The 20,753-nt window shown below is 65.9% G+C and carries 20 protein-coding genes; 9 read left to right on the plus strand and 11 right to left on the minus strand.

Translation table 11 applies throughout. From position 1 onward, the window contains the following. Nucleotides 1-46 precede the first annotated feature (46 nt). The 3 genes from A1351_RS02665 to A1351_RS02675 form a co-directional block, all read right to left on the minus strand. Nucleotides 47-1,717 carry a porin gene (locus tag A1351_RS02665; RefSeq protein ID WP_024878686.1) on the minus strand — a complete coding sequence of 557 codons (1,671 nt, stop codon included), beginning with the start codon at nucleotides 1,715-1,717 and terminating at the stop codon, nucleotides 47-49. Nucleotides 1,718-1,956: 239 nt separating this feature from the next. After that, nucleotides 1,957-3,588, minus strand: coding sequence for an OprO/OprP family phosphate-selective porin (locus A1351_RS02670; RefSeq protein ID WP_064032082.1), 1,632 nt, complete (start codon nucleotides 3,586-3,588; stop codon nucleotides 1,957-1,959). Nucleotides 3,589-3,833: 245 nt separating this feature from the next. Next, the gene (locus A1351_RS02675) at nucleotides 3,834-5,492 is read right to left on the minus strand and encodes an OprO/OprP family phosphate-selective porin (RefSeq protein WP_051592646.1); all 1,659 of its coding nucleotides are present in this window, start codon (nucleotides 5,490-5,492) and stop codon (nucleotides 3,834-3,836) included. A gap of 627 nt (nucleotides 5,493-6,119) precedes the next feature. Here A1351_RS02675 and A1351_RS02680 point away from each other — a divergent pair. Together A1351_RS02680 and A1351_RS02690 are read left to right on the plus strand one after the other, a co-directional pair. Further along, entirely contained in the window at nucleotides 6,120-7,778 is a 1,659-nt protein-coding gene (locus tag A1351_RS02680) for an OprO/OprP family phosphate-selective porin (protein WP_245291560.1), read from the plus strand. Between the two features lie 263 nt (nucleotides 7,779-8,041). Continuing rightward, complete coding sequence (locus A1351_RS02690) at nucleotides 8,042-8,269, plus strand: DUF2093 domain-containing protein (RefSeq protein ID WP_064032085.1); 228 nt, start codon at nucleotides 8,042-8,044, stop codon at nucleotides 8,267-8,269. Nucleotides 8,270-8,275: 6 nt separating this feature from the next. Here the strand turns inward: A1351_RS02690 and lpxK are convergent, their stop codons facing one another. The 4 genes from lpxK to A1351_RS02710 form a co-directional block, all read right to left on the minus strand. Further along, complete coding sequence (lpxK, locus tag A1351_RS02695; RefSeq protein ID WP_064032087.1) at nucleotides 8,276-9,259, minus strand: tetraacyldisaccharide 4'-kinase; 984 nt, start codon at nucleotides 9,257-9,259, stop codon at nucleotides 8,276-8,278. A 21-nt stretch (nucleotides 9,260-9,280) separates the two neighbouring features. Then, entirely contained in the window at nucleotides 9,281-10,558 is a 1,278-nt protein-coding gene (locus A1351_RS02700) for a 3-deoxy-D-manno-octulosonic acid transferase (RefSeq protein WP_064032089.1), read from the minus strand. Between the two features lie 144 nt (nucleotides 10,559-10,702). Further along, complete coding sequence (locus A1351_RS02705) at nucleotides 10,703-10,951, minus strand: DUF4170 domain-containing protein (RefSeq protein WP_024878692.1); 249 nt, start codon at nucleotides 10,949-10,951, stop codon at nucleotides 10,703-10,705. Then, complete coding sequence (locus A1351_RS02710) at nucleotides 10,948-11,766, minus strand: 3'(2'),5'-bisphosphate nucleotidase CysQ (protein ID WP_024878693.1); 819 nt, start codon at nucleotides 11,764-11,766, stop codon at nucleotides 10,948-10,950. Before A1351_RS02710 ends, A1351_RS02705 begins: the two co-directional genes overlap by 4 nt. A 240-nt stretch (nucleotides 11,767-12,006) precedes the next feature. Between A1351_RS02710 and A1351_RS02715 the strand changes: the two genes are divergently transcribed. Then, complete coding sequence (locus A1351_RS02715) at nucleotides 12,007-12,540, plus strand: DUF6101 family protein (protein ID WP_024878694.1); 534 nt, start codon at nucleotides 12,007-12,009, stop codon at nucleotides 12,538-12,540. On the opposite strand, the gene ubiA is transcribed toward A1351_RS02715, so the two are convergent. Beyond that, nucleotides 12,531-13,481, minus strand: a complete 951-nt coding sequence (ubiA, locus tag A1351_RS02720; protein ID WP_024878695.1) for a 4-hydroxybenzoate octaprenyltransferase — start codon at nucleotides 13,479-13,481, stop codon at nucleotides 12,531-12,533. The two genes, A1351_RS02715 and ubiA, sit on opposite strands and share 10 nt — an antisense overlap. Then, nucleotides 13,478-13,942: a hypothetical protein gene (locus A1351_RS02725; RefSeq protein WP_245267225.1), complete on the minus strand. Its 465-nt coding sequence runs from the start codon at nucleotides 13,940-13,942 to the stop codon at nucleotides 13,478-13,480. The genes ubiA and A1351_RS02725 overlap by 4 nt, the downstream gene beginning before the upstream one ends. Before the next feature lie 127 nt (nucleotides 13,943-14,069). Between A1351_RS02725 and A1351_RS02730 the strand changes: the two genes are divergently transcribed. Next, the gene (locus A1351_RS02730) at nucleotides 14,070-14,813 is read left to right on the plus strand and encodes a 16S rRNA (uracil(1498)-N(3))-methyltransferase (protein ID WP_024878697.1); all 744 of its coding nucleotides are present in this window, start codon (nucleotides 14,070-14,072) and stop codon (nucleotides 14,811-14,813) included. A gap of 195 nt (nucleotides 14,814-15,008) precedes the next feature. Next, entirely contained in the window at nucleotides 15,009-15,314 is a 306-nt protein-coding gene (locus tag A1351_RS02735; RefSeq protein ID WP_157096058.1) for a hypothetical protein, read from the plus strand. A gap of 172 nt (nucleotides 15,315-15,486) precedes the next feature. Here the strand turns inward: A1351_RS02735 and A1351_RS02740 are convergent, their stop codons facing one another. Continuing rightward, a complete protein-coding gene (locus A1351_RS02740) occupies nucleotides 15,487-16,860 on the minus strand; it encodes a glutamate--cysteine ligase (RefSeq protein ID WP_024878699.1) in 1,374 nt (457 codons plus the stop codon). A 311-nt stretch (nucleotides 16,861-17,171) separates the two neighbouring features. Between A1351_RS02740 and A1351_RS02745 the strand changes: the two genes are divergently transcribed. Next, nucleotides 17,172-17,339, plus strand: a complete 168-nt coding sequence (locus A1351_RS02745; protein WP_024878700.1) for a Flp family type IVb pilin — start codon at nucleotides 17,172-17,174, stop codon at nucleotides 17,337-17,339. A 4-nt stretch (nucleotides 17,340-17,343) separates the two neighbouring features. On the opposite strand, the gene A1351_RS02750 is transcribed toward A1351_RS02745, so the two are convergent. Next, nucleotides 17,344-18,078: a DUF937 domain-containing protein gene (locus tag A1351_RS02750; RefSeq protein WP_024878701.1), complete on the minus strand. Its 735-nt coding sequence runs from the start codon at nucleotides 18,076-18,078 to the stop codon at nucleotides 17,344-17,346. A 150-nt stretch (nucleotides 18,079-18,228) separates the two neighbouring features. Here A1351_RS02750 and ispH point away from each other — a divergent pair, with 150 nt between their 5' ends. The 3 genes from ispH to rnhA are packed head-to-tail and all read left to right on the plus strand — an operon-like array spanning nucleotide 18,229 to nucleotide 20,645. Beyond that, nucleotides 18,229-19,200, plus strand: a complete 972-nt coding sequence (gene ispH, locus A1351_RS02755; RefSeq protein ID WP_024878702.1) for a 4-hydroxy-3-methylbut-2-enyl diphosphate reductase — start codon at nucleotides 18,229-18,231, stop codon at nucleotides 19,198-19,200. Nucleotides 19,201-19,233: 33 nt separating this feature from the next. After that, the gene (thrB, locus tag A1351_RS02760; protein WP_024878703.1) at nucleotides 19,234-20,199 is read left to right on the plus strand and encodes a homoserine kinase; all 966 of its coding nucleotides are present in this window, start codon (nucleotides 19,234-19,236) and stop codon (nucleotides 20,197-20,199) included. Next, nucleotides 20,196-20,645 carry a ribonuclease HI gene (gene rnhA / locus A1351_RS02765; protein WP_024878704.1) on the plus strand — a complete coding sequence of 150 codons (450 nt, stop codon included), beginning with the start codon at nucleotides 20,196-20,198 and terminating at the stop codon, nucleotides 20,643-20,645. The genes thrB and rnhA overlap by 4 nt, the downstream gene beginning before the upstream one ends. The last annotated feature ends 108 nt before the right edge of the window (nucleotides 20,646-20,753 follow it).

The raw sequence follows: 20,753 nt of genomic DNA on the forward strand, positions 1-20,753 counted from the left end.
AACGGTTCGCCTGCAGAAGACACGGCCGAGCAAGGAGTTCTCGGCGTCAGAACGAGCGCTGCAGGCGCACGCGTCCCTCTACTGTCGCATTCGCGCCCTTCCAGGACGGCAGGCCCACCGACCACAGCGCAATGTCCGGCGCGAGCCCCACCGGCCGGTTGTGGTGATTGTCGCGCAGATACATCAGCTCGCCGCCGAGATCGAAATTCTTGATCGGCGTCCAGATGAGATTGGAGCCGACCCGATATTCGGTCGTGTTCACCGCGCCGACGCCGCCGCCGAAATCTGCTATGGCGCTCGGGCTGTAATAGAGCTCCATCAAGGAGCCGTAGACGCCGGAGGAGAGCGTCGGCGTCCAATAATGCTTGAATGCCGCCAGACCGACCCAGCCGATCGATTTGTCGCAATGGGCGGCGGCGGTCCATATGCAGTCGAAGCTCAGAAACTCCCAGCCATTGCTGGCTTTGACGCCGCCATTGCCATAGCCGTAGAAGGCGTTGCCATTCACCGGGCCGCCGTTGAAGCTGAGATTATTGCCCATCAGATAGCCGACGGCGCCGCGGGCGTAGGTTCCCTGCACCCATAATTTGTCGCCCTCGGAAAAAATATCCGGGGCGAGCCTGTCGAGATTGAACTGCCATCCGAGCTGGAACGCATAGCCGTAATCCTCCTGCGAAACGACGGGGATGGCTGTGCCGAGCGGCAGTCCGGTGACGGGCGTCGCCACCGTGGCGTTGCGTGTGTAGGTGGATGTGCGCAGCTGATGCGCGGCGCCGGAGAGTTGCACGGCGCCCCAGGGCTGGTCGATGCGGAAGGCGCCGACGATCTCGGGAATTTGCACGCCGTCCGGCACGCCGGTGAAGCGCGTTCCCCAGGCCGCCGCCGCGGCGTCCGCCGCAGCGCCCGAGAGGCCGTAAACCGCGGCGACGTAATTGAAGGCGCCGATCGTCGAACCGATGAAGCCGCGTCGCGATACATTGTCCTCGAGCGAGAAGCTGAGCGAGGCGCCGTCACGGAAACTATAGGTATAGGCCAGCGCGCCGACGGTGGAGTTGGAGCCGCGCAGCGCCTCCCAATCGATATTGTCGGTGTAGAAATCGAAGAAGGACTGCACGCGGCCGGCGGTAATGCCCCCAAATTGCAGAAAAGCCTTGTTGAGGATCGTCGTCTCGCGCGCCGTCGTCCGGAACACATTGCCGTTGGAGAAATTGGCGGCGCCGAAATATTGCGAGCCGCTGAGCGAGCCGGTCGCCGCGCTGCTGTCCGAGCCGAATTGCGATTCGAGTCGAATGAAGGCGCGCATCGTGCCGTAGTCGGTCGGCGCGCGGGCGTCCATCTCGACCCGGCCGATGCCGACGAAGCCGCTATTGTCGCCGCTGCGCGGATTGGAATAGCCGAGGAGAGGAACATGGCCCGGAATGCCGAGCGGATTCGCGTTGACGCTAGGGCCGAAGGCGAAAGGGTTGTCGGTCGCGATGATGTTGCGCGACATGCGGTAGGAGGTGCTCCACGAGCGCCATTCGGCGACGACGGCGCCGCCGATGCGCAGGCAGGTGTTGTTGCCGGGGATATAGAAGAAGGCCGAGCCATATTGATCGCAAATACGAACATACTCGACAGGAGCAGCCTGTCGTTTCGGAAGCTCTTCGGCGCGCCCCGCGGCGAGGCCTTGCGCGACTGCCGCTATGACAATAGAAATGCGGACTATATTAGGCATATTTGAAATCCGGCGAAGCGGTGATTAATCGAATTACGTATTTACGCTTAGGTAAATGTATCGATTACGCACGCTGCGCCGAATCGGCGACGCGAACTTCTTAATTTAATATTGTATTTTCTGCACGACGGAAATATCCCCGGCCGGATCGCGTCGCCCAAAATGCGACGGCCGCCCGAAAGGGGCGGCCGCGCATGAATTGGAGCGTCATGAAAGACGCTTCGATCCGAAGGTCCGTCTCACCAGTAGATTTGCGCCCGGGCGAGGAAGAGGCTGGGATGGTCGCCATTGAGGAAGGGGCGATCGGAGGGCGCGATCAGCGTCAGCGTCTTGGTCCAATTGGCCTGGAAGCGCACGCCTTTGACCGGATACCAGTTCAACGCGAGGGAGAAATTGTCCTGGCGTCCGCCGAGCGTCGCGGTGCTGGCCAGCGCCTTCTGCGCGGCGTTGCCGGCCACGGTCGCCGCATAGACGAAGCTGCTGTCGACGAGACCGCCATTGTTGAGATTGATCTCGCTGTAGCGCGCCGCCAGCTCGAAGGCGCCATAGCCGCCCTTGTTCAGCGGGTTCTTGATCTGAACCTCGCCGAAGCTGCCCGGCGTGTTGAAGTCCTTGTCATAGCCCTTGTAGGAGGCCGCGCGCGACTCGCCGGTCAGGAACAAGGAGCCCAAGACATAATAGCCGCTGTAACGCAGGCTGCTTCCGCCGCCATTGCCGTAGAGGAAGGCGTTGGTGGCGTCCCGCTCATATTGAGCGGCGATATATTCGCCCTGCAGCGAGACCGGGCCATAGGCGGCGGCGGCCTCGAAACCGTAATTATAGGAGTATTTCAGGCAGCTCGAGCGCCGCGCGAAGGGCGCGCTGAGCAGGCCGACGCCGGTGGTCGCTATGTTGAGGCTGGCCGCCGAGGCGCCGCAGGAAAGGTCCTGCGCCGCGGAGACGCGGGTCAGCGCGCCGCCGCCGCCGAGCACGTCGGTCTCCTCGCGCTCGGAGGATTGGCCGGGGCGCAGATTGGCGGCGTCGGTCGCCGCGGTGGTGTTGTTGGGCCTGTGATATTTGAAGGAGCCGCCGAGATGGAGGAGCTTGTCCTCTTCCACGATCGGCGCATAGACCCCGCGCACGGCTGCGTCCCAATATTGCGATTCGCCGGTGGGCGGAGCGGTCGCCGTGTCCTGCGGGCTGGTCGAAAAGACGCCGGCCTTGACGCTCCACTGCTTGTCGCCGACGGCGACCGCCGCGCCGGTATGGCGGCTCGGCGAGAGAACGGAGGGCAGAGAGCGCTCGATGAAGGTGAAATATTTCGACGATTCGGTCGATTCGAGGCTGAAGGGCTCGCGGAAATTGCCGATCTGGAAGGTGACCGGCTGCGAGCTGATCTCCGACGGGAGCAATTTGTCGCGATAGGCGAGATAGAAATCGCGAATGCCGGCGACGCCGGAGCCGGTGAAGTCGTATTGGATCTTGTAGAACCAGTTTTTGAAGGCCTTGCCTTCGATTTCGAGGCGGGCGCGGCGGAAGCCGACATTGGAGCGGGAGATGGTGTCGGCCGAGGAGGCGAAGCCGCCGTCGATCTGCAGGTGCCCGCCGACCTTGAAATTGAAGTCCTGATCCTCGGTCTCGACGAAGAGGCCGTTGCGGAAGGAGATGAAGACCGGCGGCGGCGCGCTGGCCGCCGGCGCGCCTTTGGCGGAGTTGAGCGCGTTCTTGACCTGGGCGTGATCCTTGGCCTGCTGCGTGACCTTGGCCTCGAGCCGCTTGAGCTCAGCCTTCAGCGCCTTGATCTCGCTCGCCGTATCCGCCAGCGCGGAAGCAGGAAGTCCGAAAGTCGCTGCGAAGGCGGCGAGAGAGACGCCGCCCGAGAGCCGCCGCATTGTCCGTCCGCGCGATCCCTTATGCCCGTTCATCAGTGTCCCCGTATTAACGCCTAAGTGGTACACACTAATCATAGACTATAGGTGCTGACTAGGCTGGTGGTCGGCAAGGGAGGTTTTCAGCGGCGGCTGTTGCGGAAATGTCACGTCGTAAAGTTCAGTTCTATAACGAAAAAGGCCGCCCCGAAGGGCGGCCTCTTCTCGATTGACATCGTGCCGGGACCGAAGAGGCCCGGCCTCTGCTCTCACCAGAAGACCTGGGCGCGAGCGAGGAAGGTGCTCGGATGCTGGCCGTTGAGATAGGGCTTGTCGGAGGGAGCGACGAGCGTCATGGCGCGCGTCCAATTGGCCTGGAAGCGGACGCCCCGCACCGGATACCAGTTGAGCGCGAGCGTCAGATTCTCCTCGCGGCCGCCCAGCGTCGCGGTCTTCGCGATCGCCTGCTGCGCCGCATTGCCGGCGACGGCCGCCAGATAGGCGTAATTGCTGTCGACGAGGCCGCCATTGTTCAGATTGAGCTCGCTGTAGCGCGCGGCGAACTCCCAGGCTCCGAGGCCGCCCTTGTTGAGCGGGTTCTTGATCGCCACGTCGCCGAACGTGCCCGGCGTGTTCCAGTCCTTGTCGTAGCCCTTATAGGAGGCCGCGCGGGACTCCCCGGTCAGGAAGACCGAGCCCTGGACGTAATAGCCGCTATAGTTGAGGCTCGAGCCGCCATTGTTGCCGAGCAGCGCGGCCGTCCCCGCATCACGCTCGTAATGAGCGCCGGAATATTCGCCCTGCACCGAGAAGGGGCCGTAAGTGGCCGCCATTTCGAAGTTGTAGTTGTAGCTGGACTTCAGACAGCCATTCTGCAGATAGCCGGGCGTCGTCAGCAGGGCGAGGCCGGTCGCCGCCTTGAAAGTGGGGCTGCAGTTGAGCGCCTGCGCCGACGGAACGACGATGTAGCGGTTGTTGAGAATGTCGGTCTCGTCGCGCGAGCCGGTGCCCGGCAGCAGATTGTTCGGATCCTGAGCGGCGGTCGAGTCGTTCGGCTTGTGGAACATGAACGAGCCGCCGAAATGCAGCAGCTTGTCCTCCTCGATGATCGGCGCGTAGGTCGCGCGCGTCGTCAGGTCCCAATACTGATGTCCGGTCGCGGCCGGAGCCTGCGAGGAGTCCTGTCCGAAGCTGGTCGAGAAAACACCGGCCTGCACGCTCCAATGCTTGTCGCCGAGGCCGACCTTGGCGCCGACATGGCGGTCGGGAGCCAGGGCGCCGGGAAGCGCGCGCTCGATGAAGGTGATGTGCTTCGAGGAGGTCAGCGTCTCCATGCTGAACGGCTCGTACTGGCTGCCGATCTGGATGGTGATCGGCTGCTTGGTGATCGACTCCGGCAGCAGCTTATCGCGATAGGCGATGAAGGCGTCGCGAATGCCGGTCACGCCAGTGCCGGTGAAGTCATATTGGAACTTGTAGTACCAGTTCTTATAGGCCTTGCCCTCGACCTCGAGGCGGGCGCGGCGGAAGCCGACATTGCTGCGGGAGCCGGAGGCGGAGGGATAGCTGGTGAAGCCGCCGTCGGCCTGGATGCGGCCGCCGATCTTGAAGTTGAACGCCTGGTCCTCGGTCTCGACGAAGAGGCCGTTCTTGAAGCTGACGAACACCGGCGGCGGAGCATTGCCGCCCGGCGCGGCCTTGGCCGAATTCAGCGCGTTCTTGACCTGATGGGTCGTCTTGGCCTGCTCGTCGAGCTTGTGCTCGAGCCGCTTCAGCTCGGCCTTCAGCGCCTTGATCTCGCTCTGCGTGTCGGCGAGAGCCGCCGTGGGCGCGCCGAACGCGCCGAGGGCGAGGACTGCGACGCCTCCCAGCAGCTTCGAAGGCGTCGCGCCCTTCGCGATCGTCTGGACGTTCGGTACCTGTGTCATGTCAGCCTCTGCCTTGAATTGCTTACCGCTATGGCAGCGCTAGAGGCCTTATGTGACACAATCATCACAAAAGACGGCGGCGCCGAATTGTGACAACGGTTTCTACCTAGGGTGTTGCCCAAATGCCACGGGCGATGGGGCGTGAGGCCGGGCCGCAAGTTCTAGATAAAGCCCCGGATTTATTCGGATCGTCCGATTGTCGCCGGCTTTGCTCGGCGGCCGGTCTCGCCGCCTCGACCGCGCCGCTTCGCGCCGTAATGTCGTTGCGCCTTACAGCGGCCCCACATCCAGATTGTGTCGATTCGGCAACACATACGTGGAAATCCTTAAGTGAAGCCGATTCTGGCCTTGCACAAATGGCCGATCGAAATGTAAGACAATTACATGTGATGTATCCAAAGAACATTTCGCCCCTAGAAGCTCGTCACATGGGCATGGCTGGTGAGAATTTGGGCATCATCTAACGATGAGTAGGCAAACGGTGCAATCGTCGTGCGCCTTGCGTGTGTGGTTCGGACCCGGGAGACTTGTCGTCGATGCGAGATATTCATTAGATCACATGAATATCCCGTCCGGCGAACAAATGTCCGAGCCGCTCACGCAAAACGCCGAGCGCAGGGGGCTAGGATGAGAGAACAGGAAATCGGGTCGAAAATGGCGCGGCGGCTCTCGGGCGGCGTGGCGCTCGCCGCCTTCTGCGGGATGGTGGGCGCTCCGGCCTCGGCGCTGGCGGATACGGCGAGCGAGATCAAGGCGCTGAAGGAGCAGCTCAAGCGTCTCGAGGCCAAGGTCGCCGATCAGGCCAAGACCAATGTCCAGGTCAAGAATGCGTTGAATTCCGCCAGGACCCTGCCCGGGCTCGTCGCCCCGCCGCCGGTGTTCGTCAGCTTCAAGAACGGCCTCTTCGTCGAGACGGAGGACAAAGCGTTCAACTTCAAGATCGGCGGCCGCATTCAGGCCGACGGCGGCTTCTCGAGCTCTGCCGACACCATGTCGCGCAGCAATGTCGGCTTCCGCCGCGCGCAGATCTGGGTCGAAGGCAAGGCCTATAAGAACTGGTTCTATCGGTTCCAATACGACTTCACCAACACAGGCGTGGCGGGCATACGCGACGCCTTCATCGCCTATCGCCAGAAGCTGATGCCGGAAGGAATCACCAAAGAGCCGGTCACTTTCCAGGTCGGCAATTTCTTCGAGCCCTTCAGCATGGAGACGACCAGCTCCACGAGCAATATCACCTTCCTCGAGCGCGCCATGCCGACCGTTCTCGCGCCCAGCCGCCACATCGGCGCGGCCGTCGGCGTCGGCGACAAGCTGTGGTCGGTCAAGACGGGCATCTTCTCCACCTCGCCGCAGGACACGGCGACCGCTCCGCCCACCAGCGGCGCGCAATATTGGGACGCGGCGGTTCGCGCCACCTATGCGCCCCTTCAGGAAGAGGACAAGCTGCTGCATGTCGGCTCGTCCTTCCGCTATCACAAGCCGAACGATTCGACGGCAGCCACCGACGCCGCCTTCTTGCGGCCGGGCGCCGGCACGGAGCGCGAAGAGGCGGATGTTCTGGGCGGCAGCGGAACCTGGAGCCGCGTCTCGACGGCGCAGGATATGACTTGCGCGGCCTCCGGCAGCTTGGCGACGACCGCGACCGGCCTCGGTCTCCTGTCAGCGCCCTTCATCATGAAGAATGGCTGCTTGAAATACGCCTATAGCTACGGCTTCGAAGCCGCGGCCGCCTATGGCCCCTTCTCACTGCAGGGCGAATATATCGCGACGCGCTACGAGCGTGATCCGCTCAATGCTCTGCTGCTCGGCAATAATGGCGGATCGAGCCTGCAGGCCAGTGGATATTATGTCCAGGGCTCGTTCTTCCTGACCGGCGAGTCGAAAGCCGAAGTGTATAATGGCTACGACAAGAACTGGAGCTCGCCCGGCACCTTCGGCGCGATCAAGATCAAGGATCCGGTCAACAAGGGCGGCTGGGGCGCCTGGGAAATCGCTGCACGCTTCAGCGAGCTCAATCTCAACAATGGCGGCCTCGTCGACGGCAATTTCGTCTATGCGGCGACCGTGGCCGGCAACGCCGCGCAGAAGGCGCTGGCCAATACGGCGACGCTCGGCGGCCGCCAGGAGAATCTGACCATCGGCCTGAACTGGTATCCGGTCAACGGCTTCCGCCTGCAGGCCAATTGGACGCGCGTCATGACGATGGTCGCGGCTTCCGACCGCCCCTTCCTCAACGGCGATCATCCGAGCCTCTTCCTCGCCCGCGCCAACGTCTTCTGGTGAGAGCGCTTCGAAAGAATATCGAATCGATCTTCATGGCCGCCCTCTGGGGCGGCCATTCGCGTTTGGAATTCCTTCTCCAATGGCGCTCATCCGAGCCGATTGCTGGCGCCGTGCGCCGGTTTTTTGGGGAGCGCATGCGCAAGCTCGGCCGCCAATGTGCGATTCGGCCTTGCCAATTGCGTCTCTGCTATTGAAAATTCGGCATGACCTCGTTTATTTCGTCGGTGCGCCGCTTAACCGAGCGGGCGAGACGCAGGATCCGCATGAACCGGTTCGAACGACAGCCGCAGGCCGCGGTCGAGGCCGAGGTCGAATATCGCGATGGCGACTTCCGCGTTCGCCGTCCAGGCGCCTATGTGCGCTGCGCCGTGACCGGCGAGCCCATACCGCTGGAAGAGCTCCGCTATTGGAACGTCGACCTGCAAGAGGCCTATTCGAGCACCGACGCCAAGCTCATCCGCATCGGCGTCAGCTTCCCGAAGAAGCCTTGAGCCTTCTCAATTCTGCGTCAGCGCGCGGCGCAGAAGCTCGCGGAGCGTTTCTTCCTTTTCCAAGAGCAGGCGGATCGGCAGAACGTCCACGCGCGCGGCCATGTCGGGGGACAGACGCGCCGCGTCTTTCTCTGTCGTGACCAGCGTCGCGCCGAGGCGCGCGGCCTCGCGCTCGAGAGCCGCGATCTCGCGCGCCGTATAGGCATGATGATCGGCGAAGCTTTTTCGGCCGATGATCTCGACCCCCAAAGCTTCCAGCGTCGCGAAAAATTTCTCCGGCCGCGCGATGCCCGCAAAGGCGAGCGCGCGCTCGGGGAGGCGCGCGGGGAGGGGCGCGATGCGGGCGCGCAGAACGGGCTTTACCGCCGCGCTCGCATATTCGGCGACCGCTTCTCCTGCGGCGCCCTCGCCGATGAGCACGAGCGCATCCACAGCGGCGAGCTGGCGCCGCAAAGGCGCGCGTAGCGGGCCGGCGGGCAGGCACAGGCCATTGCCGGCGCCATAGGCGCCATCGACGACCATCAGCGCGAGATCGGGCTCGAGCCGCCGGCTCTGCAAGCCATCGTCCATCACCAGCGCCGTCGCGCCGAGATCGCGCGCGAGCCGCGCCCCGGCCGCGCGATCGACGCCGACGATGGTCGGCGCGCAGCGCGCCAGCAGCAGCGCTTCGTCGCCGGTCTCGCGCGCGGAATGAATGCTCGGATCGACGAGAAAAGGCGCGCTTCGCGTTTTGCCGCGGCCATATCCGCGGGTGAGGAAGAACGGCCGCTCGCCCATTTCCGCGAGCAGAGCGGCGATGGCGAGCGCGGCCGGCGTCTTGCCATCGCCTCCCAGCGTCGGCCCGCCGATCACGATCGCCGGCAGATCGGCGCGCCCGCCCTTCCGTCTCATGCGCGCTGAAGCGATTGCGCCATAGATCGCGCCGAATGGCGCCAGAGCTTTCGCCAGTGGCGAGGCCGGCGTGCGTCGCCAGAAGTCAGGCGCGCGCATTTGCGATGCGGCGCCGCGGGCTCATTTCTGCTCCAGCGCCGATTGCGCGAGATAGGGCTCGATCGCCGCCATAATGCTCTGCGAGGCGCCGCCGAGCTTTCGCACCACCTCGGCGCCGGCGCGGCCCATCTTGCGCATGCGCGAGGGGTCGGAGAGCAGGAATTGTAGCGCGCGCGCCAGCGATTCCGCATCGCTCACGCGGGCGGCGGCGCGGGCGGCGGCCAACTCGCCGTATATGTCGGCGAAATTCTCGACATGCGGCCCATGCAGGATCGCGCAGCCGAGCTTGGCCGGCTCTATCGGATTGTGCCCGCCCTCGGCGGTCAGCGATTTTCCTGTGAACACCACGCTGACGGCGCGGAGAAACAGGCCGAGCTCTCCCACTGTGTCGGCGACATAGATCTGCACGCCGCGCCGCGGCTCGCCGTCGCGCGAGCGCAGGCCCACAGCGAGACCTTTGGCGCTGGCGAGAGCGGCGATCTCGGCGCCGCGCTCGGGCTTGCGCGGCACGATGATGGTCAGCAGCGACGGGACCTCGCCGGAAAGCGAGAGATGCGCGTCGATCGCGATCTCCTCCTCGCCCGCATGGGTGGAGATCGCCGCCCAGACGGGACGTGGGCCGATGGCGCCATTGAATTCGGCGAGCCGGCCGGCGCCGACGGGCGGGGGCGGCACGTCGAATTTCAGATTGCCGCAAACGCGCACGCGCGGCGCGCCGAGGCCCAGATAGCGCGCGGCGCTCTCGGCGTTCTGCGCGAGACAGAGATCGATCTCGCCGAACAAGGTTCGCGCGCCGCCGGGCAGGCGCCGCCAGCGCGCGGCGGAGCGGCGCGAGATGGTGGCGTTGACGAGAACGAGCGGCAGCCGCCGCGCATGAATCGCGCGGATCATATTGGGCCACAGCTCCGACTCGGCGAAGAGCACGATGTCGGGCCGCCAATGCTCGAGGAATCGCTCGACGAATTGCGGCGCGTCCAGCGGCAGGTATTGATGCACAGCGCCGGCGGGGAGTCGCGCCCGCAGCACTTTGGCGGAGGAGACCGTGCCCGTGGTGACGAGAACCTCGACGCCGCGCTGAATGAAGCGCTCCACCAGCGGCAGCAGGGCGAGGCTCTCGCCGAGGCTCGCGCCATGCAGCCACACCAGCCGTCCGGCGGGACGCTCGAGGCTCGGCGCGCCCATGCGCTCGCCGAGCCGCGCGGGATCTTCCTTGCCTTGTCTCGCGCGCCAGCCGAGCGCCACGCCGGCGAGAGGCGTCAAACCGATGGTCAGCAACCGATAAATCGTCAGGACCGGCATCGACGCCCCGGTGAACTCGCCAATAATGCGACGGCCGAGCTCTCGCAGCGCCGTCCTCGAATGAAAGGGCCGATCGCGACGCCCCGGCCCGGAGAGGCCGTCGGGCGCGCCGTCGATCGGCCGCGCGGGAGGAGCGATCTCAGCTCAATTCGTGTCGGGATCGAGGAGGCTGTGCAGCTGCACGACGAAATAGCGCATATGGGCGTTGTCGACGGTCGCATGCGCTTTCGCCTTCCAGGCGGCGAGCGCCGAGGCGTTGTCCGAATAAATGCCGACGATGTCGAGCTTGGTCGGGTCGCGGAAGGCGACGCCCTGGAGGTCGATCAGCTCGCCTCCGAAAACGAGATGAAGCGCCTGCGGCGCGCCGCCGTTCTGTGTCGTCGTTTCGCTCATATTACGCCCTTGGAAACCGCCCGCGCCAGCGCGAGACTCTCGGGAAAGATCGATTGCGGCGCCGCCACCAGCATATCGCGCCGCAGCTGCGGACGATTATAGCGCAAGGGAAGCCCCTCTAGCTCGGACAGGACGCCGCCCGCCTCGGTGAGTATCACATCGGCCGCGGCAATGTCCCAGTCTTTCGAATCCGCGGAAGCGATGGTGAGATCATTGCGGCCGGAGGCGACATCGGCGACGCGCAGAGCCAGAGAGGGCGTGCGGTCCTGAACCGCGAATTTATATTCGGAGCCGGCGAAGCGCGCCGCCAGGCCGCGCGGCGCCTCCAGCCGTGCGCCCGCCAGAACGGCGCGCGCGGCGACGCGGATCGGCGCGCCATTCAGCGCCGCGCCATGGCCGGCGGCGGCGGCGAAGGTCCATTCCAGCGCCGGCGCGTGAATGACGCCGAGCGTGGGCCGTCCTTGGTCGATCAGCGCGATGGAGACCGCCCAGCGCCTGTCGCCGCGCAGAAAAGCCTGCGTTCCGTCGATCGGATCGACGACCAGCAGCCGGGGGCGAAGCAGACGCTCCTTATTGTCGGCCGTCTCCTCGGAGAGCCAGCCGGCGTCCGGAAACAGCGACAGCGCCGCCTCCTGCAGGAAACGGTCGACCGCCATGTCGGCCTCGGTCACAGGCGAGCCGCCGTCCTTATAAGAGACGGCCGCGCTGGTCTTCTCGCCCGGGCGGAAGAAGCCCATGGCGATCTCGCCCGCTCGCCGCGCGACGGCTTCGAGCTGCGGCAGCTGAGCCGCGAAGTCGGTTGCATTGTCGGCCATTACTATAGTCGTTAAGCGAGCCGAGCCCCTCCCGCAAGGCGGTCTTTTCGGCGAATTGCCGCGAATTTCGACGATCTCGTTTGCCGGGCGCTAACCCAAAGCTCGCGAATCGGTCGAAAAGGCAATGGTTTACGGGCGATTCACCAGCCTTGTTAGCGAGCTTTGCCGCAACCGTCGCCCAACATGCGACCCATGAAACGCGAGACCAGTCGCGAAGGTCACATCTCGGGGAGCGAGCGCATGTTCGAGACCAAAGTCATGGCGGAGACGCAGCTTCAATTCGCCGTTCAGCGCGATCGGCGCGCCGACGGCGGTCAGCGCCAGGTGCGCGTCGGCCGTCGCGATATTCTGATTTCCCGGCGCTTCGCCGGAATGTCCATGATGATCAGCGTGCCGGTACAGGCCTATCGCGGCGTCGCTCTCGATGTCGAGCCGAGCGTGGACGGCGGCGCCTCCTATCGCCTGTCGCTCGCCCATCAGGACCCTGATCTCGACGTCGTTCTCACCGAGACGGCGGATGGCGGCGCGATCTCGGCGGATTGGAAATATTGGGCGTCCTATCTCGATCTGCCGCGCCTTGCTGCGCGCGGCGGCGCGCTCGAGACGATCGATCCGCGCCTCGGCGGCGTCGCGCTGCGCGAGACGATCGCGCGCCGCAAGAACGCCTCCGTCATCAAGCGCCGTCCGCGCTTCTGCGCGCGCCGCAAGCAGGGCGAAGGCGAGCGCATGGCGACGGTCTATCAGGGCGAGCGCGAAATCGTCTGCTATGAATAAGCGAGGATGGCGCTCTGCGCCGCGAGGCCGGCGAAGAGCAGCAGGCCGGCGTCGCGATTGGAGCGGAACAGCATGAGCGCCGTCTGCGGCGCCGCGGACTCGCTGGTCCGATAGACCTGCCAGCAAAAATGCGCCGCATAGGCGGCGAGGCCGATCTGCGCGAAGCCGCCGACATCGGCGGACAGCAGCGCCAATTCCGCGAAGACAGCCGAGCCGAGATAGAGCGCGCCGACCGCGAGGCGCACGCGCGCGCCGAACAGCAGCGCCGTCGAGCGCACGCCCGCTATGGCGTCGTCGCGCTTGTCCTGCAGCGCATAGATCGTGTCGAAGCCGATCGTCCACAAAATCGCCGAGGCGTAGAGGAGGACGGCCGGCAGGCCGAGCCCGCCGGTCAGCGCCGTCCAGCCGAGCAGCGCGCCATAGGCGAACGCGAGCCCCAGCACCGCCTGCGGCCAGGAGGTGACGCGCTTGGCGAAAGGATAGATCAGCACGATCAGCGGCGAGGCGAAGCCGAGCGCGATGGTGAAGCCGTTGAAGGACAGAAGAACGCCGAGCCCGACGAGGCATTGAGCCACGAGAAAGGCGATCGCCGCGCGCAAGGAGACCCGGCCGCTGGCGAGCGGGCGCAGCCGCGTGCGCTCCACTTTCGCGTCGATCTTGCGGTCGACGATGTCGTTATAGGTGGAGCCGGCGCCGCGCATGGAGACCGCGCCGATGAAGAAGAGCAGCAAATGCCAGACATTGAGCGGCGCGCCGAGCGCCGCAGCGGCGAGCGCGCTGCCTTGCCAGCAGGGCAGCAGCAGCAGCCACCAGCCGATCGGCCGATCGAGGCGGGCGAGCTGCACATAGGGGCGGAGCGGGTCTGGCGCGAGGCGCCAGAGCGGATGGTCGGCGACGGCGTCGGGCAGCCGCGGCTCGTCCTGAGGCTCCGCAGCGCTCACAGCGGGCCGGCGGGCAGCTTCTGCGCCTGCGGGCCGATGCCGGCGGCCGCCTCTTCCTGCATTTTCTTCGCCTTGGCGGCGACCGCGCAGGCCTGGGCGGCGAAAGTCTGCGTCTTGCCGCGCGCCTGCTTGAAACCGTCGACCATAGCGTCGGGAATGTTGCACCATTCCTTGTTCTTATCGATATAGGCGGCCATCTCGGTCTCTATGGAGACGAGCTTGCGCGCCACCGGACAGGCGGCGATCGGGTCCATTTTGCCCTTGGACGCCTTGCCGATATTGTTGAGCGTCTGGATCTGGGACATGCGCCGCTGCGAGAGCTTCTGAAAATCCTCCTGGCAGGACTGGGCCAGAGCGGTCGACGCTCCCGCCGTCGCGAGAAGAATTCCCAATATCGGCGCGCCGGCGATCATGCCTGCAATCGCCCGCGCGTTCTGCGCGATACCGCTCCTTGCCCTCATGGCGGCGTTCCCCTTTTATGGTTTAAGCGGTCTTAGCAAGAGACTTGCGCCCCTTGCAAGCATCCGGCAGTTTCGCGGATAAAGCGGCGGCTTGATGGCGGCCCGCTCTCACCCTCCGGGAAAGCTCGTGTCACGTTATGATTTCTCTGCGCAGAGGCTCTTTGTCGAGGCGCCCCTCGAGGCCGGCGCGCGTATCATTCCGGACGCCGACCGGCTCAATTATCTGTTGAATGTGCTGCGCCTGCGCGAGGGCGACGCGATCTTGCTGTTCAACGGCCGCGACGGCGAATGGCGGGCGAGCCTCGAGGAAGTGGCGAAGCGCAAGGCGATTCTCGTCGTGCAAGAGCGCCTGCGCGAGCAGACCGTCAACGCCGATCTCCATTACTGCTTCGCGCCGCTCAAGCACGCGCGGCTCGACTATATGGCCCAAAAGGCGACAGAGATGGGGGCCGCGCGCCTCGCTCCGATCATCACCCGCCGCACCCAGGCGCGCCGCGTCAATCTGGAGCGCCTCGCCGCCAATGTGGTGGAGGCGGCCGAGCAATGCGGCGTGCTGAGCGTGCCGGAGGTGGTCGAGGAGGTCGCGCTCGAGGCCTATCTCGCCGCGCTCGAGGCGGGGCGGCTGCTCGTCTTCTGCGACGAGGACGCCGAGCACGCCGATCCCGTCACGGCCCTGCGCGCGGCGCCGGCGCATGCGGGCGTCGATGTGCTGGTCGGCCCGGAGGGGGGCTTCGATCCCGCCGAGCGGGAGGCGATCCTCGCCGCGCCGCTCGTCGCGCGCCTCTCTCTCGGCCCGCGCATCCTGCGGGCGGACACGGCCGCCGTCGCGGCGCTGACGGTGGTGCAGGCGGTTCTCGGCGATTGGCGCTGATGGCCTTGCCGAGCGACACGATCCTGCCACGATTGTTCGACCTTATTGGACCTAAGTGGTCGCCGTCGCGTGACCCCTCGCGTCGAAGCGTGCGAAGTAACGAGTTGGTAAACATCGGGCGGCAACATCGAGGGGCGCGCAAGGCGCGTCGACTCGGTTGTTGCGATGCGAGACATTTTCGAGGCTGATCTGCGAATGACCGTTTTCACCGCCGAAGCTCGCGGGCTCGACGTCCGCCGTCTTTTCGCCTGCCTGTGCCTTTGCGCCGTCGTCGGCGCACCGGCCGCGGAGGCGCAGACGACCGGCACGATTCCCGCCGGCGGGCGTTGCGCCCGCTTCGGCGAGGGGTTCGTCCCGGTTTCCGGCTCGGATAATTGCGTTCGTCTCGGCGGCCATGTGCGCGCCGGCGATCTCGGTCCCGGCTGGGGGCAGGGCGGCGTGCGGCCGATCGGCCATTCCTATGTGCGCGCGCCGAGCGCCCCCGGCCTCTATGCGCGCTGAACGCGCGCCATTCGAGCCCTAGAGTCGAAGCGTCCCCTCCCCAGCCCTCCCCCGCTTCGCGGGAGAGGGGGCAGGTTTCGCGTTTCATCGAAGCATCGCGCGGCGTTCGCCGCCTTCCCTCTCCCGCAATAGCGGGGGAGGGTGAGGGAGGGGGCGCAGCGCGTCGCTCCTCTTATAGCAGGCAATCCGTGAAGGCCGGATCGACCGAGCGGCCCCAGCTTCCGTGATAGGCTTCGAGCCGCTGCTGGGCCAAGGTGCGGCCCGTCTCGGCGATCTCCTCCAGCGGCGCGAGATAGATGGTCTCGTCGCGGCCTTGCGCATCCAGCTTCGCCCGCCGGGCGAGGCCGCCGCGGGCCAGAGCCAGCATGTCGCGCGCAATGTCGAGCGCCCGGCGTCCGCCGATGCGCGCCTCCAGGGCGAGGCGCGGAACATCGGCGCGCAGCGCCTCGCGCTCCTCGGCGCTCCAGCCCTCGATCAGCGCCAGAGCGCCGTCCAGCGCCGCGCGATCGTAGAAGAGGCCGACGAAGAGCGCCGGCAGGGCGGTCATATGGGAGCGCGGCCCGCCATCGGCGCCGCGCATCTCGAGATAGCGCTTCAGCCGCGCCTCCGGGAAAATGGCGCCGAGGTGATTGGCCCAGTCCGACATTGTCGCGCGCTCGCCGGGCAAAGCGGCGAGCTTGCCGTCCAACAGGTCGCGGAAGCTGGCGCCGGCGACATCGTGATAGACCTCGCCGCGCTTCACGAAATAAAGCGGCACGTCGAGAGCGTAATCCACATAGCGCTCGAAGCCCATGCCGGACTCGAAGGCGAAGGGCAGCATTCCCGTGCGGTCGCCGTCGGTGTCGCGCCAGATCTCTGAGCGCTGCGACAGGAAGCCGGTCGGCTCGCCGTCGATGAAGGGCGAATTGGCGAAGAGCGCCGTGACCATCGGCTGCAGCGCCAGGCCGACGCGCAGCTTGTCGACCATGTCCTTCTCGGACGTATAGTCGAGATTGACCTGAATGGTCGCCGTGCGGAACATCATGTCGAGGCCGAGCGAGCCGACCTTCGGCATATAGGCGGCCATGATCCCGTAGCGCTGCTTGGGCATCGCCGGGGTCTCGTCGCGCCGCCACTTCGGGCTCGCGCCGAGATCGAGGAAGGAGATGCCGAAGCGGCGCGCCACCGGCTCCAGCGCCGCGAAATGGACGTCGAGCTCGGCCTTCACGCCATGGACGGTGGGCAGGGGCGCGCCGGAGAGCTCGAATTGTCCGCCCGGCTCCAGAGATATGGCTCCTATGCCATGCGGATCGAAGAGGCCGATGATCGCCTCGCGGTCGGTGATCGGCTCCCAGCCGAGCGCTGCGCCCAGCCCTTCCAGCAGATCCTTTATGCCGCCGGCCGGCGACGTATAGGGAACCGGCGCGCGGCTCGCGTCGAAAAACGCGATTTTCTCATGCTCCGTCCCGACATTGAGATCGTCGGGCGTCTTAACGCCAGCCTCGAACCACTCCACGAGCGCATTGCGCGACGTGATCGGCGTCGTATCGTTTACGTCGCGAGCCATCAGCAACTTTCAGTGAGGACCGGCGCAGCGGTCCATATAGGTCGACTTCCCTTTCGGCGGGCGCGAAAGAGCGGGCGCGAACCACAGCGCTTCCGGCGTAGGCGCCGAAGCAATATGCGTTCCGGCTGCTGAATTGGCGGAAAAGCCGCCCGCGCGCAAGACCGCCCCGCCGCGCGCGGCGCCGGGGCGGCGGCTGGCTTAACGCTTTCGAGACGAATTAAGCTTATGTTTCTGTTACCGAGAAGGCCGCGTTTTCGTCCCATGAGACGCAACGCCCGCCACCCGGCCAGACCGCTCGAGGAATTTGATCCATGCCGAATTGCCTGCGACGATTTCTGGCCGACGAGAGCGGAGCGACCACACTCGAATATGCGATGGTCGGCTTTTTTCTCTCGATCGTGATCCTGGCGGCGACGCGCATTATCGGCACCAAGCTCTCGGCGGCCTATTATCTGCCCGTCGCCAATAATCTGACCTGAGCCGTCAGCCCTTCGACGAGGCGAAGATCCGTCCCAGCAATTCGTCGAGCCCGGCCTGCTGCTCGGCGCCGGCGGCGGGCGCGAGCGTCTCGCGAATCTTCGTCAGCGCGGCTTCCAGCGCGTCGGTAGGCTCGGCCGGCGGGGCCGCCTGCGGTTGCGGGGCCGGCTTCGCCCCGAAAAAAGTTCCAAAAAGCGCGCTCAGCCAGCCGCCCGAGGGCGCGGGCGTCGGCGCCGGCGAGGGAGCAGGGGGCTCCGCGGCGCTCTGGCGCTCCAGCGTCGAGCCGAGGCCGCCGGCGGCGACGGAGACGAGAATCGGCAGCAGGCGCTGCAGCACATCGGCGCGCAGGCCGCTGTCGCGCGCAACGAATTGCGAGACCTCGCCGGCGGCCGAGGCGGAGCCGAAGAGATGCGCGACAATGGCGTCGCCGCCTTCGACGCTGGCCTGCGAATGGGCCTCCTCGGCGCTCTCGAAAGCGGCGCGATGGGCGGAATCATTGGCCGCGTCGAGGACGGGGCGCAGCGAATCGGGCGCTTCGGCCGCCTTGCGCAGCGCCGCGACCAGCGCCGGCAGCAGCGATTCGACCGCCGATCGCGTCTGCCAGGACGCGAGGCCGAAGCGATCGGAGAGATTTTCGATGATCTGGCCGCCTTGAGCGGACTGTATTATATCGACGATATTCGACATATTCGCCCCCGTCCCCTCATAGACCGCGAGATGGGCCGCGAGACACTCCGGCATTGGCGCGGCCAGTCTTCGTCGATCGTCCGTGTAGCAGATTTTCGGGCGGCCCGCGAGTGAGCGGACCCTCGGCTTGACACCTTTCCTCACGCGGGACATCACAGCGCGGCGTGTTTCGGCCGCCCCCTTTCGATCAAGAGGCGCTAGAGGATGAATATTCAGCATCGCCCGTCGTCAAAGCCGCCGTTGAAGATTCTGCTGTGCTCGCCGCGGGGCTTTTGCGCCGGCGTCGTGCGCGCGATCGACGCGGTGGAGCGGGCGCTCGCCAAATTCGGTCCGCCCGTCTATGTGCGGCACGAGATCGTCCATAATCGCTATGTGGTCGAGGCGCTGAAGGCCAAGGGCGCGATCTTCGTCGAGGAGCTGGAGGAGGTGCCGGACACCAAGGCGCCGGTGATCTTCTCCGCCCATGGCGTCGCCAAATCCGTTTCCGCCGAGGCCGCCTCGCGCAATCTTCTGGCGATCGACGCCACCTGCCCGCTGGTGACGAAGGTGCATCGCGAGGCGGAAATTCATCACAAGCGCGGGCGAAAAGTGCTGCTCGTCGGCCATTCCGGCCATCCGGAGGTGGTCGGCACCATGGGCCAGCTGCCGCCGGGCGCGGTGGTGCTGGTCGAATCGGTCCAGGCGGTGGCCGAGCTGCAGCTCGAGGATGTGGCCGATCTCGCCTATGTGACGCAGACCACTCTGTCGCTCGACGATTCGCAGGAGATCGTCAGCGCGCTGACGCGGCGCTTCCCGCAGATCGTCGGTCCGCACAAGGAGGACATCTGCTATGCGACCACCAATCGCCAGGGCGCGGTCAAGCAGGTCGCGCCGCAGGTCGATGCGGTGATCGTGGTCGGCTCGCCCAATTCCTCCAACTCGCAGCGCCTGCGCGAGGTGGCGGAGCGCGCCGGCGCGCCCGCCCAGCTCGTCCAGGGCCGCAGCGAGATCGATTGGAGCATGTTCACCGGCATAGGCTCGCTCGGCATCAGCGCCGGGGCCTCGGCGCCGGAGGTGCTCGTCGAGGAGATCATGGAGGCTTTCGCCGAGCGCTATGAGATCTCGGTCGAGACCGTGTCCGCCGCGCTGGAGGATGTCGCCTTCCCGCTTCCCAAGGAGCTGCGCGCGCACGCTTGACGCGCCCGGCTTTTCTCCAACCGCGCGGAACTCATGGCCGTCTACACGGATGTCGACGACGAGGAGCTGATCGGCTTTCTCGCCGGCTACGACCTCGGCGCGCTCTTGTCCTGCAAGGGCATCGCCGAAGGAGTCGAGAACTCCAATTATTACCTGCATACGAGCGCCGGCAGCTTCATCCTCACCCTCTATGAGAAGCGCGTCGCCGAGGCCGATCTGCCCTTCTTCCTGGGGCTGATGGAGCACCTCTCCGCCAAGGGCCTCGGCTGTCCGCAGCCGGTGCGCGACCGCGCCGGCGCGGCGCTGGGGCGGCTGGCGGACCGGCCGGCGGCGATCGTCACTTTTCTCGACGGCTATTCCATCCATCACCCCGAGCCCGCTCATTGCGCGCGGCTCGGCGAAGCGCTGGCGCAATTGCATCTGGCGGGGGCGGATTTTCCGCTGCGTCGCGCCAATGCTTTGTCGGTCGGCGGCTGGCGGCCGCTCTATGCGCCTTTTTCCGCCCGCGCCGGCGAGGTGGCGGAGGATTTGGGCGAGATCGTCGCCACGGAGCTGGAGACGCTGGAGCGCGATTGGCCCCGCGGCCTGCCGGAGGGCGTGATCCACGCCGATCTTTTTCCGGACAATGTGTTCTTCCTCGGCGATCGCGTCTCCGGCCTCATCGATTTCTATTTCGCCTGCGTCGACTCGCTGGCCTATGATCTCGCCATCTGCCTCAACGCTTGGTGCTTCGACGCGGCCGGAAGCTATGACGCCGAGAAGGGCGCCGCGCTGCTGGCGTCTTACGCGCGTGCGCGTCCGCTGACGGCGGCGGAGGTGGAGGCGTTCCCGCTGCTCGCGCGCGGCGCGGCCCTGCGCTTTCTGCTGACGCGCTTCGTCGATTGGCTGAATGTGCCGCCGGGCGCGCTGGTGCGGCCCAAGGACCCGCGCGAATATCTCGCCCGCCTGCGCTTCCACCGGACGATTCGCGCCGCTCGCGACTATGGCCTCAGCGCATGAGCGGGCGCGTCGCCATTTGGACGGATGGAGCCTGCTCCGGCAATCCCGGCCCCGGCGGCTGGGGCGCGATTCTGCGTTTCGGCGAGCGCGAGAAGGAGATTTGCGGCGGCGAGGCGGCGACCACCAATAATCGCATGGAGCTCACCGCCGCGATCGAGGCGCTGGAGGCGCTGACCCGCGCCTGCACTGTCGATCTGCACACGGATTCGCAATATTTGCGCGATGGGATCACCTCCTGGCTCAAGGGCTGGAAGGCGCGCGGCTGGAAGACGGCCGACCGCAAGCCGGTCAAGAATATCGATCTGTGGACACGCCTCGACGCTGCGACCGAGCGTCACGAGATCGCCTGGCATTGGGTGCGCGGGCACGCCGGCGACGAGATGAACGAGCGCGCCGACGCCCTCGCCCGCAAGGGCATGGCGCCGTTTCAGTCGAGATCGCGATGAGCGGGCGAGCGCGCCGATCGCCCCTTGTCGAATGAGACTCTAAATACCATATCGAAGAATGCAGAGCTCTTCTTCTCACTGGGCGCGGCTTCGGCCGCGCCCTTCTTA

Source organism: Methylosinus sp. R-45379, from assembly GCF_001644125.1.
Classification (GTDB): domain Bacteria; phylum Pseudomonadota; class Alphaproteobacteria; order Rhizobiales; family Beijerinckiaceae; genus Methylosinus.

Coding starts and splice junctions, on each gene's coding strand:
- A1351_RS02710 (WP_024878693.1), bottom strand. CDS start 11,766: ATGGCCGACAATGCAACCGACTTCGCGGCTCAGCTGCCGCAGCTCGAA.
- A1351_RS02665 (WP_024878686.1), bottom strand. CDS start 1,717: ATGCCTAATATAGTCCGCATTTCTATTGTCATAGCGGCAGTCGCGCAA.
- A1351_RS02745 (WP_024878700.1), top strand. CDS start 17,172: ATGCCGAATTGCCTGCGACGATTTCTGGCCGACGAGAGCGGAGCGACC.
- A1351_RS02705 (WP_024878692.1), bottom strand. CDS start 10,951: ATGAGCGAAACGACGACACAGAACGGCGGCGCGCCGCAGGCGCTTCAT.
- A1351_RS02670 (WP_064032082.1), bottom strand. CDS start 3,588: ATGCGGCGGCTCTCGGGCGGCGTCTCTCTCGCCGCCTTCGCAGCGACT.
- A1351_RS02675 (WP_051592646.1), bottom strand. CDS start 5,492: ATGACACAGGTACCGAACGTCCAGACGATCGCGAAGGGCGCGACGCCT.
- lpxK (WP_064032087.1), bottom strand. CDS start 9,259: ATGCGCGCGCCTGACTTCTGGCGACGCACGCCGGCCTCGCCACTGGCG.
- A1351_RS02690 (WP_064032085.1), top strand. CDS start 8,042: ATGAACCGGTTCGAACGACAGCCGCAGGCCGCGGTCGAGGCCGAGGTC.
- rnhA (WP_024878704.1), top strand. CDS start 20,196: ATGAGCGGGCGCGTCGCCATTTGGACGGATGGAGCCTGCTCCGGCAAT.
- A1351_RS02700 (WP_064032089.1), bottom strand. CDS start 10,558: ATGCCGGTCCTGACGATTTATCGGTTGCTGACCATCGGTTTGACGCCT.
- A1351_RS02680 (WP_245291560.1), top strand. CDS start 6,120: ATGAGAGAACAGGAAATCGGGTCGAAAATGGCGCGGCGGCTCTCGGGC.
- thrB (WP_024878703.1), top strand. CDS start 19,234: ATGGCCGTCTACACGGATGTCGACGACGAGGAGCTGATCGGCTTTCTC.
- ispH (WP_024878702.1), top strand. CDS start 18,229: ATGAATATTCAGCATCGCCCGTCGTCAAAGCCGCCGTTGAAGATTCTG.
- A1351_RS02735 (WP_157096058.1), top strand. CDS start 15,009: ATGACCGTTTTCACCGCCGAAGCTCGCGGGCTCGACGTCCGCCGTCTT.
- A1351_RS02740 (WP_024878699.1), bottom strand. CDS start 16,860: ATGGCTCGCGACGTAAACGATACGACGCCGATCACGTCGCGCAATGCG.
- A1351_RS02715 (WP_024878694.1), top strand. CDS start 12,007: ATGTTCGAGACCAAAGTCATGGCGGAGACGCAGCTTCAATTCGCCGTT.
- A1351_RS02750 (WP_024878701.1), bottom strand. CDS start 18,078: ATGCCGGAGTGTCTCGCGGCCCATCTCGCGGTCTATGAGGGGACGGGG.
- A1351_RS02725 (WP_245267225.1), bottom strand. CDS start 13,942: ATGAGGGCAAGGAGCGGTATCGCGCAGAACGCGCGGGCGATTGCAGGC.